This is a genomic window from Micromonospora sp. NBC_01412 (genome assembly GCF_045040215.1).
GTDB classification, from domain to species: Bacteria; Actinomycetota; Actinomycetes; order Mycobacteriales; family Micromonosporaceae; genus Micromonospora; species Micromonospora rubida.
This window is the reverse complement of record NZ_CP109528.1, coordinates 5,706,749-5,720,538: the sequence shown is the minus strand read 5'-3', so window position 1 is coordinate 5,720,538 and position 13,790 is coordinate 5,706,749. Positions and strand designations below refer to the sequence as shown.

Genomic DNA, 13,790 nt, shown 5'->3' with positions numbered 1-13,790 from the left:
GGGTCGCGCCGGGGGTGACGGACCCGAGGACCAGACGACCGGATCTGGGGGAACCGATCTGGCGAAGTGAAGTATTCACATATTTAAGATCACCGGCAAGGCCGGGCGCCGCCCGCCCCATCTGAGTCGCGCACGACGCGGACCAGCACATTGTGGTCGCAGGTGTCGATCTATAGGATCGATGGACTCCGATTTCCCCTATCGGCACCCGTGATCCGGAGGCCACCATGAGCACTGTCCGACGCGTCCTGGCCACCCTCGCCGCCGCCGCCGTCCTCGTCCCGCTCGGCACCACCGCCGCCCACGCCGGCACCCACGCCGCCCCCGGCCCGGCGCCCGCCTCGATGGCCAGTCTCGGCGACTCGATCACCCGCGGCTTCAACGCCTGCGGCTGGTTCGTCGACTGCACCTCCCGCTCGTTCAGCACCGGCGACACGTCCTCGGTGAACAGTCACTACCTGCGCATCCGGGCGGTCAACCCGGCGATCGCCGGGAACAACCACAACGACGCGAAGACCGGCGCGAAGTCCGCCGACATGCCCGGCCAGGCGGCCACCGCGGTCGGCCAGGGCGTCGGGTACGTGACGATGCTGATCGGCGCCAACGACGCGTGCACCAGCGCGGAGTCGACGATGACGCCGGCGGCCACCTACCGGGCCAACATCGACGCCGCGCTCGGCCGGATCAGGGCGGGCCTGCCCGACGCCCGGGTGCTCCTGGTCAGCGTTCCGGACATCCACCGGCTCTGGTCGGTCGGCAAGGACAGCGGCAGCGCCCGCACCGCCTGGTCGCTGTTCAGCATCTGCCAGTCCATGCTGGCCAACCCGACCTCCACGGCGCAGGCCGACGTGGACCGGCGGGCCCGGGTCCGCCAGCGGGTGGTCGACTACAACACCCAGCTCGCCCAGGCGTGCGCCGCGTACGGCCCGAACTGCGACTTCGACGACAACGCCGTGTTCGGCTACCCGTTCACCCTGGGCCAGCTCTCCAGCTGGGACTACTTCCACCCGAACAGCACCGGCCAGCAGGTGCTCGCCGACACCTCGTACGCCGCCGGCTTCGGCTGGTAACCGCCGTCCCCGGCGCCCCTACCCCACCCCACCCCACCCGCCCCGCCCGCCCACCCTCCGCCCCGCCCGCCCGCCCGCTCGTGTTGATCAAGAGGTTTGCGTCGCCGATGACGCGCTCGCCGACGCAAACTTCTTGATCAACTCTGTGGGCGGGGGCGGGGGCAGGGCAGGGGTCAGTCAGCGGGCGGCGGCGAGGCGGGCGGCGCGGGCGTCGCGCTTCTCCTCGAAGCGGGACGCGTGAGTCTCCAGGGTGTCGAGGTGGGCGGCGATCTGGTCGCGGGCCGTCTCGCCGTCGGCGTCCAGGCCCGAGACGTTGAACACGTCCCACTGGCGCAGCACCGGGGCGACCACCTCGTCGCGGTGCTGGCGCAGGTCGTAGATGCCGGCCAGGGCGATCGCCACCGACTTGCGGGCGAAGCCATCGATGCCCACGCCGGGCATCTGGAAGTCCGCCAGCACCTCGGCGATCGCCCGCATCGTCTGGCTCGGGTCGAGGTCCAGGGCGGCGGCGAGCAGGTTGCGGTAGAAGACCATGTGCAGGTTCTCGTCGGCCGCGACGCGGGCCAGCAGCGCCTCGCAGGCCGGGTCGCCGGTCACCCGGCCGGTGTTGCGGTGCGAGATCCGGGTGGCCAGCTCCTGGAACGACACGTACGCCAGCGAGCGCAGCATCGAGTCGTCGTGGGAGTTGGAGTACCCGGCCGTCATGTGCACCATCCGGGCCCGCTCCAGGGCCACCGGGTCGACCGCCCGGGTCACGGTCAGGTAGTCCCGGATGGCGGTGCCGTGCCGCCCCTCCTCCGCCGTCCACCGGCCCACCCAGGTCCCCCACGCCCCGTCGGGGCCGAAGAGGGTCGCGATCTGGTGGTGGTACGAGGGGAGGTTGTCCTCGGTCAGCAGGTTCACGATCAGCGCGGTGCGCGCCACCTCGGGGATCGTCGAGTCCGACGCCGACCACGCCTCGCCGCCGAGCGGGCCGTCGAAGGTGCGACCCTCGCCCCACGGCACGTACTCGTGCGGGAACCACTCCTTGGCCATCGAGAGGTGCCGGTCGAGGTTCTTCTCCACGACAGGCTCGAGCTCGACGAGCAGGGCGGTCTGGCTCAGTGCGGTCACGACGATCTCCCTACCTACGGTGGCGTAACTTACGCCACCGTAGGTCTTCGTCGGCGTACGCGCCAGTAACCCCAGCTCGTGGGCGTTACCGGCGGGTCCTCAGCCCTCGCCGACCAGCGGCCGCAGGTCCGCCCGGGGCGGGGTCCACTCCCCCGCCGCCGCGGCCACCTGCTCGCCGGAGCGGATGTCCTTCACCTCGTCCGCCGCGCCCTCGGCCCCCGGGAACCACACGTACGGGACGCCGCGCCGCTCGGCGTAGCGGATCTGCTTGCCGAACTTCGCCGCGCTCGGCGACACCTCGGTGGGCACGCCCCGGCTGCGCAGCGCGTCGGCGACGGCGTTGCTGGCCGCCCGCTGCTCCTCGGCGGTGACCGCGACCAGCACGCAGGTCGGCACGCTGCGGGACACCGACAGGGCATCGGCGCCGAAGAGCAGGCCGAGCAGCCGGGTCACCCCGATCGAGATGCCCACCCCCGGGAACCGGGCGGTCCCCGAGCTGGCCAGGTTGTCGTACCGGCCGCCGGAGCAGATCGAGCCGAACCGCTCGTAGCCCACCAGCTGCGTCTCGTAGACCGTGCCGGTGTAGTAGTCCAGGCCACGGGCGATACGCAGGTCGGCCACGCACAGCCCCGGCGAGTGCGCGGCGGCGGTCTCCACCACCGCGACCAGCTCGGCGACGCCCTCGTCCAGCAACGGGTGACTCACCCCGAGGGCGCGCACCGCGTCGGCGAAGGAGGCGTCCGGGGCGGAGATCTCGGCCAGGGACAGGCACGCCCTGGCCTGCGCCTCGCTCGCCCCGGCCGTCTCGGCCAGCAGCTCGGCCACCTTCGCCGGGCCGATCTTGTCGAGCTTGTCGACCGCGCGCAGGGCCGCCTCCGGATCGGTCAGCCCGATGCCCCGGTAGAAGCCCTCGCAGATCTTGCGGTTGTTGACCTGGATCCGCACCGGCGGGATCGGCAGCGACCGCAGCGCGTCGCCGATGACCAGCGGCATCTCGGCCTCGAAGTGGGCGGGCAGGGTGTCCCGGTCGACGATGTCGATGTCGGCCTGGAGGAACTCCCGGTAGCGGCCCTCCTGCGGGCGCTCGCCCCGCCACACCTTCTGGATCTGGTAGCGGCGGAACGGGAACTGGAGCTTGCCGGCGTTCTCCAGCACGTAGCGGGCGAACGGGACGGTCAGGTCGAAGTGCAGGCCGAGGGCGTCGTCCCCGGCCGGGCCCTCGGCGTCGGCCTGGAGCCGGCGCAGCAGGTAGACCTCCTTCGAGGTCTCCCCCTTGCGCAGGAGCTGGTCCAGCGGCTCCACCGAGCGGGTCTCCAGGGGCGCGAAGCCGTACAGCTCGAAGGTGGCGCGGATCCGGTCGAGGACGAACTGCTCGATCATCCGCTGCGCCGGCGTCCACTCGGGGAAGCCGGAGATGGGCGTGGGCTTGCTCATGGCGTACTCCTTGCAGCTCCGCGCCGCCGGGCGCGGTGAGGTCGTGGCCCGCGCGGCGCGGGCGAAGGATCTAGAGGCCGCGGATGGGCGCGGCGGGGCGCGCGCCGCCGGAGCCCGCCACCTCGACGAGGTACGGGTTGCTCGCGCGCTCGCGACCGATGGTGGTCGCGGGGCCGTGGCCGGGCAGCACCACCGTGTCGTCGGCCAGCGGAAGGATCTTGTCCCGCAGGCTGGCGAGCATCCGGGGCATGCTGCCGCCCCACAGGTCGGTGCGGCCGATCGAGCCGGCGAAGAGCACGTCGCCGGAGAGGCAGACCTGCTCGGCCTCCCAGGGCGAACCGGCGCCGGGCAGCCGGAAGAGCACCGACCCGCCGGTATGGCCCGGGGCGTGGTCGACGGTGATCTCCAGGCCGGCCAGGGCGAGGGTGGCCCCGTCGGTCAGCTCGGCGACGTCGTCGGGCTCCGTGTAGGGCAGCCGGCCACCGAAGAGCTGGGTCAGGTCCATCGACAGCGCCTTGCCCGGATCGGCCAGTAACTCCCGGTCGTCGGGGTGGACGTACGCGGTGATGCCCCGGGCGCCGCAGACCGGCGCGACGGAGAAGGTGTGGTCGAGGTGGCCGTGGGTGAGCAGCACGGCGGCCGGGTGCAGGCGGTGCTCGGCGAGCACGGCGTCGAGCCGGTCGATCACCCCGATGCCCGGGTCGACCACCACGCACTGCTCCCCCGGCGCGGTCGCCACCACGTAACAGTTGGTGCCGAAGGCGTCCGCGGGAAAGCCGGCCACGAGCACGTCCGCTCCCCTTCCGTCGAGCTGTCGTCCCTGCACCGGCAGCCTAGCCGCAACGGCGCGCGGATTCCGTCGGCCCACCCGCCCCGGGGGCCCCGCCGGGCACAGTGACACCCCCCGATAAACCCCGCGAGGACCTGGTACACCACATTCCCAGTCCGTACCCGTACACTCTGGCGGGCGTGTGGCGTGGCGCACGTGCCGCCAGACCGGGCGCTACGCCCGACCCGCCGGTGACCGTCAGGGTAGAGGAGGGGGAGCACGGGTGGCTTCCAGCAGGGACCGGCAGCGCAAACTGGCGCGGGCCAAGCTCGATCGACAGTTGGCCCGACGGGCCTCCCGGACCAGGCGCCGTCGGCAGATTCAGGCCGGTGTGGGCGCCGCCGTGGTGCTCGCGCTGATCGTGGCCGGCTCGGCGTGGGCGCTGGGCGCCTTCGACGACGACCCGGAGAAGAATACGGCCGCCGGGGACGTCTGCCTCTGGACCCCGCAGGACGCCACCGCGAACACCAACCTCAAGGACGTCGGCACCCCGGCCACCACCGGCCTGCCGACCTCCGGCACCCGGGCGATGACCGTCACCACCAACCAGGGCTCGCCGGTCACCGCGGAGCTCGACCTCGCCTCGGCCCCCTGCGCCGGGGCGAGCATCGCCCACCTGGCCAGCCGGGGCTTCTACGACAACGCCACGTGCCACGAGATCACCGCCGAGGGCGCGCTGCGCTGCGGTGACCCGAGCGGCACCGGCCTGGGCGGGCCGACCTACACGTTCTACGACGAGAACGTCCCCGTTCAGCCGGAGGCGAGCCCGTCAGCCAGCCCCGCCCCCGGCCAGCCCCCGGCGTACCCGAAGGGCACGGTCGCGATGATGGCCAACCCGCCGGGCGCCAACGGCAGCCAGTTCCTCGTCTTCTTCAAGGACTTCAATCCCGCCAAGCCGGTCTACCCGGTGATCGGCAGGGTCACCGGCGGGCTCGACGTGATCACGAAGATCGGCGCCCTCCCGACCGTGGACAATGGGAGCGGAGCAAAGGTCAAGCCGAAGACCGACGTGGTGATCCAGAGTCTCACCGTCGGCGAGCCGACGACGGCGCCGGCCGCGACCGCCCCGGCGTCGGGCGCTCCGGCGGCCAGCCCGAATGCCGGCTGACCGGCCCCGCTCCACACACTGCGGCACAGACCGCGCCAGAGACACAGTCCAGGAGGATCGACCGTGACGTCCACGAAAGAGCGGCAGCGCGCGGCGGCGAAGGCCCGACTCCAGCGGAACATGGCCGCGCAGGCGACCAGGGCCCGCAAGCGCCGGCAGACGCAGGCGGTCGTCGGCGCCGGAGCGGCCCTGTTGCTCGTGGTCGCCGGCACCGTGTGGCTGGCCACAACCATCAGCGACGACGACGACAAGAAGCAGGACACCGCCGCGAGCGGTCTCGTGCAGTGCGCGTTCACCGAGATGCCCAAGGAGAACCGGACCAAGGAGGTCAAGGACGTCGGGCTGCCGCAGGCCCAGCAGGCGAACACCGGCGTTCAGACCCTGACGATGGACACCAACCTGGGCCCGATCACCGCCAAGGTCGACCGGGCCGCCTCGCCGTGCACCGCGGCCAGCTTCACCCACCTGGCGAGCAAGAACTTCTTCGACAACAGCAAGTGCCACCGCCTGGTCACCGAGGGCATCCAGGTGCTCCAGTGCGGTGACCCGAGCGCGACCGGCAAGGGCTGGCGGGACACCGACGGCACCGGTGGCCCGGCGTACAAGCTGACCGAGGAGAACCTGCCCACCGACAAGCGCCCCGCCTACCCGAAGGGGATCATCGCGATGGCCAACTCGGGGCAGCCAGGAAGCACCGGCAGCCAGTTCTTCATCGTCTACGGCGACTCGCAGCTCGACCCGAAGTACACCGTCCTGGGCACGATCACCGGCGGCATGGACATCGTCGAGGCAGTCGCCAAGGCCGGCGACGACAAGGCGTTCGCCCAGCAGGCCGGCGGTGGCCACCCCAAGAAGGAGGTCGTCATCAAGAAGCTGACGATGAGCGAGCCGCAGGGCTGAGCCCTCCACCACGACGAAGCGCCCGCCGGCTGAGAGCCGGCGGGCGCTGTCGTGTGCGGATCAGGACCCCGAGGTGACCCGGTACGCGTCGAAGACGCCGTCGACCTTGCGGACGGCGGCCAGCAGGTGGCCCAGGTGCTTCGGGTCGGCCATCTCGAAGCTGAACCGGCTGACCGCCACCCGGTCCCGGGTGGTGGTGACCGTGGCGGACAGGATGTTGACCCGCTCCTCGGAGAGCACCCGGGTCACGTCCGCGAGCAGCTTGTGCCGGTCCAGTGCCTCCACCTGGATGGCCACCAGGAACGTCGAGGCGGAGGTGAGCTTCCAGCTGACCTCGACCACCCGCTCGTCCTGGGCCCGCAGATCCTCGGCGTTGGCGCAGTCGTCCCGGTGCACGCTGACCCCGCCGGAGCGGGTGACGAACCCGAAGACCGCGTCCGGCGGCACCGGGGTGCAGCACCGGGCCAGCTTGATCCAGACGTCGCTGACGCCACGCACCACCACGCCCGGGTCGGAGCTGCTCTGCCGGCTGCGCGGCGGCCGGGTGGCGACGGCGGTCTCGGCGATGTCCTCCGCCGCGCCCTCCTCGCCGCCGTACGCGGCCATCAGCTTCTGCACCACCGACTGGGCGGAGACCTGACTGTCGCCGACCGCCGCGTACAGCGACGCCACGTCGACCAGGTGCAGGTCCCGGGCGATCGTCATCAACGCGTCCGAGGTGAGCATCCGCTGCAACGGCATGCCCTGCTTGCGCATCGCCTTGACGATCGAGTCCTTGCCGGCCTCGATCGCCTCCTCGCGCCGCTCCTTGTTGAAGTACTGGCGGATCTTCGTACGCGCCCGGGGGCTCTTCACGAAGCCCAGCCAGTCCTGCGTCGGCCCCGCCGTCTCGGACTTCGACGTGAAGATCTCGATCACGTCGCCGTTGGACAGCGTCGACTCCAGCGGCACCAGCTTGCCGTTGACCCGCGCCCCGATGCACTTGTGCCCCACCTCGGTGTGCACCGCGTACGCGAAGTCCACCGGCGTCGACCCGGTCGGCAGCGGGATGACGTCACCCTTCGGGGTGAAGACGTACACCTCCTGGCTGGACAGGTCGAAACGCAACGCGTCCAGGAACTCGCTCGGGTCCGCCGCCTCCCGCTGCCAGTCCAGCAACTGCCGCAGCCAGGTCATCTCGTCGATGTGCGCCGGCGGGCCGACGATCTGGGTGCCCTTGTGCTCCTTGTACTTCCAGTGCGCCGCGATGCCGAACTCCGCGGTGCGGTGCATCGCGTACGTGCGGATCTGCATCTCCACCGGCTTGCCGGTGGGCCCGATGACCGTCGTGTGCAACGACTGGTACATGTTGAACTTGGGCATCGCGATGTAGTCCTTGAACCGACCCGGCACCGGCTGCCAGTTCGCGTGGATCACACCCAGCGCCGCGTAGCAGTCCCGCACCGTGTCGACCAGGATCCGCACCCCGACCAGGTCGTAGATGTCGTTGAAGTCGCGACCCCGCACGATCATCTTCTGGTAGATCGAGTACAGGTGCTTCGGCCGGCCCGTGGTCTCCGCCTTGATCTTGGCGGCCTTCAGGTCGGTCTGCACCTTCTGGGTGACCTGGCGCAGCAGCGCCTCCCGCTGCGGCTGGTGCTCCCCGATCAGCCGGAGGATCTCCTCGTACCGCTTCGGGAACAGCGTCCCGAAGGCCAGGTCCTCCAGCTCCCACTTGATCGTGTTCATGCCCAGCCGGTGGGCCAGGGGCGCCAGGATCTCCAGCGTCTCCTTCGCCTTCTGCTCCTGCTTGGGGCGGGGCAGGAAGGTCAGGGTGCGCATGTTGTGCAGCCGGTCGGCCAGCTTGATCACCAGGACCCGGGGGTCCTTGGCCATCGCCACGACCATCTTGCGGATGGTCTCCGCCTTGGCGGCGTCGCCGAGCTTGACCTTGTCGAGCTTCGTCACCCCGTCGACGAGCAGCGCGACCTCGCCGCCGAAGTCCACCTTCATCTGGTCGAGGGTGTATTCCGTGTCCTCGATCGTGTCGTGCAGCAGCGCGGCGACCAGGGTGGTGGTGTCCATCCCCAGGTTCGCCAGGATGGTGGCCACCGCCAGGGGGTGGGTGATGTACGGGTCGCCGGACTTGCGGTACTGGCCCGAGTGCCAGCGGGCCGCCATGTCGAACGCCCGCTGGAGCAGCCGGGCGTCGGCCTTGGGGTGGTTCACCCGGTGGGACGAGATCAGCGGCTCCAGCACCTCGCTGACCTGCGAGGTCTGCCAGGGCGCGTTGAACCGGGCCAGCCGGGCCCGCACCCGCCGGCCGGTGGGCGCGTTGGAGAGGGCGAAGCCGCCGCTCGGCGACGGGTCGCCGGAGTCGTCGGCCGACAGCGGCTCCAGGACGCCGGCCACCGGGGTGCCGCCGTCGGCGTGGGCCGAACCCGCCTCGCTCCCGGGTGCCACGCCCTGGGGGTCAGCTCCCTTGTCGGTCACCGAACCGTCAGCGTCGCCTGTCGGGTGCACCGTGCCCTCCACCGGAGGGACGACATCGTGGGACACCGGCCTCCTCACCGCTCGCCGGGGTATGCCGACCGTGCGCCGGCCGGCCTGGTCTTCCGCCGCCCGGACGGTCTCCCGGCCGGTCAGCAAAGGGCAATGCTACCCGTACGCACGGTGCCCCGCCGCTCCGCCGGACGGACCGCACCGGGTCCGCCCGGCGGCCATCGCGACCAATCGGTCAGCAGGGCACGGACCGGACGCCGCCCCCGTCCGCGGGCCACCCGTGCGGGGTCGCCGGCCCGGTCCAGGGCCCCGCATGGGCAGGGCCGCCGGGGCGGGGTCGCCGGGGCAGGGCCGCCGGGGCGGGGTCGCCGGGGCGGGGTCGCCGGGGCAGGGCCGCCGGGGCGGGGTCGCCGGGCGTTACGGGGGCGCTCAGACCTCGAGCAGGGCGTGCACCGGGCGCGGGGCGAGCCGCTCCCGGCCACCGAGGAAACCGAGTTCCAGCAGCACGGTGAAGCCGACGACCGTGCCGCCGGCCCGCTCCACCAGGTCGAGGGTGGCCTCGGCGGTCCCCCCGGTGGCGAGCACGTCGTCGACCACCAGCACCCGGCGCCCGGCGGTGAACGCGTCCTCGTGCAGCTCCAGCGTCGCCTCGCCGTACTCCAGCGCGTACGAGGCCGAGTAGGCGGGGCGGGGCAGCTTGCCGGCCTTGCGCACCGGCACCACGCCGACCCCGGTGGCGTACGCGACGGCCGCCGCGATCACGAAGCCCCGGGCCTCGATCCCGACCACGGCGTCGAACGAGTCCCGCCCGTGGTAGGCCACGATCCCGTCGACCACCTGGCGGAACACCGCGCCGTCGGCGAAGAGCGGCATCAGGTCCTTGAACATGACGCCTGGCTTCGGGAAGTCCGGCACGTCCAGCACGCGGCTGGCGACCAGCTCGGCGACCTGCGGGCCGCTGTCTCCCCGTACCCCGGCGCTGCGCGTCTCCGTCACGGCGGCCCGTCTCCCTTCGTACGACGACGGCGTCCTCCACGCCGCTCGCACAGCATGAAGGACGCCGTCGTCACCGTCTCCGGCGGGTGTCTCCCCGGTCGCGTCAGCGGCGCTTCGCGCCACCCGGCCGGTTACCGCCGCCGCCGGCGGGGCGACCGCCCCGGGCACCGCTCGGACGCTTGCCGGCAGGCCGGGTGCCCACCTTCGGCGCGGCCCCGGCCAGGGCCGCCTCCTCCGGGTCGATGGACTCGTCGTCCTCCCCGGCCGGGCGCGGCGCGCCCTTCGGGGTGATCTCGCCCCGGCCCAGGGCGCCCCGCCGGGCCAGTACCCGCTTGTTGTGCGCCTGGATCCGCGGCTCGTAGCTCTTCAGCAGCACCAGCAGCGGGGTGGCCAGCAGGATCGAGGTCAGGAACGCGATCGCCATACCGACGAAGAGCACCAGGCCGAGGTCCTTCAGGGTGCCCGCGCCCAGCAGGCCGGCACCGATGAAGAGCAGACCGCCGACCGGGAGCAGGGCGACCACCGACGTGTTCAGCGACCGCATGAGGCTCTGGTTGATCGCCAGGTTGGCCGCCTCGCCGTACGTCTGGTTGTTGTTCGCGGTGATGCCCCGGGTGTTCTCCTGGACCTTGTCGAAGACCACCACCACGTCGTAGAGCGCGAAGCCCAGGATGGTGAGGAACCCGATGATCGTCGACGGGGTCACCTCGAAACCGACCAGCGAGTAGATGCCGGCGGTGAGGATCAGGTTCATGAAAAGCGAGGAGACGGCCGCCACCGCCATCCGCCACTCGAAGCGCAGGATCAGGTAGACCATCACCAGCGCGACGAAGATCACCAGGCCGAGCAGCGCGCGGGAGGTGACCTGGCTGCCCCACGCCTCGCTGACCTGGTTGCCGCTGATCTGGTCCGGCTGGATGCCGAACTCCCGGGCCATCTCCTCCTTGGCCGCGTTGGCCTGCTCGGCGGTGAGCTGCGAGGTGCGCAGCTCGTAGTAGTCGCCGCCGGTGCCGCCGACCTTCTGCGCGGTCTCCACCTCGGCGCCCCCCGCGGTGGTCGCCAGCGCCGCGTCGACCTTCGCCTCGGCCTGCTCCAGCGTGCCGACGCTGGCCGGCACCTGGAACGAGTTGCCACCGGCGAACTCGATGCCCAGGCTGAAGCCACGCACGGCGAAGCTGAGCACCGAGATGAGGATCAGCACCCCGGCGACGGTGAACCACAGCTTGCGCCGGCCGATGACGTCGACGCCGGCCTCGCCCCGGTAGAGGCGGCTCGCCAATCCAGTCTTAGCCATCTCAGGCCTCCTTGACGCGCGAGGTGCGGGTGGCCTGCTCGGTCCGCGCGGGAAGGGCGCGGCCAAGACCGCTGACCCGCGGGGAAAGGAACGCCCGGGTCCGGGCGAACATCGTCATGATCGGGTGACGGAAGAGGAAGACCACGACCAGGTCGAGCACCGTGGCCAGGCCGAGCGCGAAGGCGAAGCCCTTCACCGCGCCGACCGAGACGACGTAGAGCACCACGGCCGACATGAGGGTGATCGCGTTGGCCGAGATGATCGTCCGGCGGGCCCGGATCCATGCCCGCGGCACCGCGCTGCGCGGGCTGCGTCCCTCGCGGATCTCGTCCTTGAGCCGCTCGAAGTAGATGACGAACGAGTCCGCCGCCACACCGAGCGAGACGATCATGCCGGCGATGCCGGCGAGGGTGAGCGTGAAGCCGATCTGCCGGCCGAGCACCACCAGCGCGCCGAAGACCAGCAGCGCCGACAGCACCAGGCTCAGGAAGATGACCGAGCCGAGCAGGCGGTAGTAGAAGAACGAGTAGATGATGACCAGCAGCATGCCGATGCCGGCGGCGAGCAGGCCCGCGCGCAGGTGGCTGGCGCCGAGGGTCGCGGTGACGTTCACCTGCTCCTGCGGCTCGAAGGTCACCGGCAGGGCGCCGTAGCGCAGCTGGCTGGCCAGGGCGCTGGCCGCCTTGTTGTCGAAGCTGCCGGTGATCTGCGAGTCACCGGTCAGCACGCCCTGGATCTCCGGCGAGGAGACCACCTTGTTGTCCAGGACGACGGCGACGCGGCACTTGCCGTCCTGGCCCAACGCGGTCTGGTCGCACGCCTGGCCCTCGTTGGTGAACGCCTCCCGGGTCAGGCCGGTCCACTTCTCCTGGCCCTTGCCCTTGAAGTCGAGGCTGACCACCCAGGAGCTGGTCTGGTCGAGCACCGCGTTGGCGTCGCCGACGTCGGTGCCGAGCACCTTCGCCACGTCGAGCAGGTACTTCTGGGTGCCGTCCTCGCAGGCGACCGCCTTCTGCTTCTCGTCCTTGATCGACGCCGCCGGGCGCTGGTCGAGCTGGGCGCAGCCGATCGTCGGGACGTTGAACTGCATCTCCGCCGGCAGCACCGCGACCTCGGCCGGGGAGAGCGTGCCGAACGGCTTGAGGGTCGCGCCCAGCGACGGGTCGGTGGTCAGGTCGGCCGGGGCCTTCAGTCCGCTGGCGGCCTGCCAGGCGGCGGCCCCGACCTTCTGCTGGACGGCCTTGCGCTGATCCTCGATGCCCTGCGGCACCGGCTCGGCGCTGGCGCTCGGCGACGGCGCGGCGGCGCTCGGCGAGGCCGGCGGGCTGGCGCTGGCGCTCGGGGCCGCGGCCCCGCCGCCCTGACCGCCGGCGCTCGGCGACGCGGTCGCCCCGGCCGGTGCGCTGCCCGACGGCTTGGGGCTGGCGCTGCCCGACGGCTTGGGGGAGGCGCTGCCCGACGGCTTGGGGGAGGCGCTGCCGGAGGGGGCCGGGGTCGGCGTGGCGGCCGGGGGGGCCACCGCACCGGTGCCGTCGGCCGCCTTCAGCACCTTGCGGAAGCGCAGCTCGGCGGCGCTGCCGACGTCGGTGAGGTCGCGGTTCTCGCCGGGCAGGGAGATGACGATGTTCCGGTTGCCCTCGGTGACCACCTCGGCCTCGGCCACGCCGTACGCGTTGACCCGGTTCTCGATGATCTGGCGGGCCTCTTCGAGGTTCTCCGCCGTCGGGGGCTTGCCGTCGATGCTGTTCGTCGCCTCGAGCGTCAGCCGGGTGCCGCCGATCAGGTCCAGGCCGAGCCGGGGCTCGAGCCGGTCCTTCAAGCCACCACTGGCGCCGCCCGAGAAGAACACCATGAGATATAGGACGACGAAGATGAGGCCGAGCACGGCGAGCTGCCGTCCGGGCCGCATCTGTCCCTGAGGTGGTGCCACGGCTGTCTGTCTCCCTGTTACGGTCGCGCCGCCTGCACGGCGGCGCGAATGTCGGGCCGGGGGTCCCGGCGACGGCTGTCCGGGGCCGGCGACCCGACGCCGACACGGCTGACCACAGCCGACGCGGGGGCGTCGACCGGCAACCTTCGGGTGTCGGCGTCAGGTGTCGACCCAACTATCCAGTTTTAACGGCGTCTCCGCTGCCCCGTCGGGGAGGCGGTCACTCCTTGACGGTCTCGGCGTCCTCGCTGACCAGCTCGGTCGACTCGACCCGCTCGGCCCGGTTGACCACCCGGGCGATGGCCGGACGGGCGTACCGGGTCTGCACGCCGGGAGCGACCTCGAGCAGGACGGTGTCGTCGTCCACGTCGGTGACCGTGCCGTAGAGACCGCCGATGGTGACCACCTCGTCGCCGGAGCCCAGGGCGGACTGCATCTGCTCCGCCTCGCGGCGGCGCTTCTGCTGGGGGCGGATCATCATGAAGTACATGACGCCGAAGAGCAGGGCGATCATGAGGATCGGCGTAAGACCGCCGACTCCCCCTCCGCCCGCTGCTGCGTAGAGCACGGTTACTGACCTTCCGATTGGCCTCCGGCTCGGTGCGACAGGCACCGGAGCGGAGGCGGATTCTCAC

General features: G+C 71.7%; 11 protein-coding genes. 3 read left to right on the top strand and 8 right to left on the bottom strand.

What is annotated here, in order from left to right; all coding sequences use genetic code 11:
• Nucleotides 1-227: 227 nt before the first annotated feature.
• Nucleotides 228-1,070, top strand: coding sequence for a GDSL-type esterase/lipase family protein (locus OG617_RS25265; protein WP_396683872.1), 843 nt, complete (start codon nt 228-230; stop codon nt 1,068-1,070).
• A 177-nt stretch (nt 1,071-1,247) separates the two neighbouring features.
• Here OG617_RS25265 and OG617_RS25260 read toward each other — a convergent pair whose 3' ends face one another.
• The 3 genes from OG617_RS25260 to OG617_RS25250 form a co-directional block, all read right to left on the bottom strand.
• A complete protein-coding gene (locus OG617_RS25260) occupies nt 1,248-2,183 on the bottom strand; it encodes an acyl-ACP desaturase (protein WP_405095450.1) in 936 nt (311 codons plus the stop codon).
• A 99-nt stretch (nt 2,184-2,282) separates the two neighbouring features.
• The gene (gene hisS, locus OG617_RS25255) at nt 2,283-3,617 is read right to left on the bottom strand and encodes a histidine--tRNA ligase (RefSeq protein WP_405095449.1); all 1,335 of its coding nucleotides are present in this window, start codon (nt 3,615-3,617) and stop codon (nt 2,283-2,285) included.
• A gap of 70 nt (nt 3,618-3,687) precedes the next feature.
• The gene (locus OG617_RS25250; protein WP_405103944.1) at nt 3,688-4,407 is read right to left on the bottom strand and encodes an MBL fold metallo-hydrolase; all 720 of its coding nucleotides are present in this window, start codon (nt 4,405-4,407) and stop codon (nt 3,688-3,690) included.
• A gap of 262 nt (nt 4,408-4,669) precedes the next feature.
• Between OG617_RS25250 and OG617_RS25245 the strand changes: the two genes are divergently transcribed.
• Both OG617_RS25245 and OG617_RS25240 read left to right on the top strand, forming a co-directional pair.
• Nucleotides 4,670-5,554: a peptidylprolyl isomerase gene (locus OG617_RS25245; RefSeq protein WP_405095448.1), complete on the top strand. Its 885-nt coding sequence runs from the start codon at nt 4,670-4,672 to the stop codon at nt 5,552-5,554.
• Between the two features lie 63 nt (nt 5,555-5,617).
• On the top strand, nt 5,618-6,454 hold the full coding sequence (locus OG617_RS25240; protein ID WP_405095447.1) for a peptidylprolyl isomerase: 837 nt from the start codon (nt 5,618-5,620) through the stop codon (nt 6,452-6,454).
• A gap of 60 nt (nt 6,455-6,514) precedes the next feature.
• Here OG617_RS25240 and OG617_RS25235 read toward each other — a convergent pair whose 3' ends face one another.
• The 5 genes from OG617_RS25235 to yajC form a co-directional block, all read right to left on the bottom strand.
• The gene (locus tag OG617_RS25235; protein WP_405095446.1) at nt 6,515-8,992 is read right to left on the bottom strand and encodes a RelA/SpoT family protein; all 2,478 of its coding nucleotides are present in this window, start codon (nt 8,990-8,992) and stop codon (nt 6,515-6,517) included.
• 372 nt (nt 8,993-9,364) lie between these two features.
• Entirely contained in the window at nt 9,365-9,931 is a 567-nt protein-coding gene (locus OG617_RS25230) for an adenine phosphoribosyltransferase (protein WP_405095445.1), read from the bottom strand.
• A 103-nt stretch (nt 9,932-10,034) separates the two neighbouring features.
• Nucleotides 10,035-11,225, bottom strand: a complete 1,191-nt coding sequence (secF, locus tag OG617_RS25225) for a protein translocase subunit SecF (RefSeq protein ID WP_405095444.1) — start codon at nt 11,223-11,225, stop codon at nt 10,035-10,037.
• 1 nt (nt 11,226) lies between these two features.
• Entirely contained in the window at nt 11,227-13,155 is a 1,929-nt protein-coding gene (secD, locus tag OG617_RS25220; RefSeq protein ID WP_405095443.1) for a protein translocase subunit SecD, read from the bottom strand.
• 220 nt (nt 13,156-13,375) lie between these two features.
• On the bottom strand, nt 13,376-13,723 hold the full coding sequence (gene yajC / locus OG617_RS25215; RefSeq protein ID WP_405095442.1) for a preprotein translocase subunit YajC: 348 nt from the start codon (nt 13,721-13,723) through the stop codon (nt 13,376-13,378).
• Nucleotides 13,724-13,790: the final 67 nt, after the last annotated feature.

Bases quoted from the DNA above. Each gene is read 5' to 3' on its own strand.
- secF (WP_405095444.1), bottom strand. From the start codon at position 11,225: ATGGCTAAGACTGGATTGGCGAGCCGCCTCTACCGGGGCGAGGCCGGC.
- OG617_RS25265 (WP_396683872.1), top strand. From the start codon at position 228: ATGAGCACTGTCCGACGCGTCCTGGCCACCCTCGCCGCCGCCGCCGTC.
- hisS (WP_405095449.1), bottom strand. From the start codon at position 3,617: ATGAGCAAGCCCACGCCCATCTCCGGCTTCCCCGAGTGGACGCCGGCG.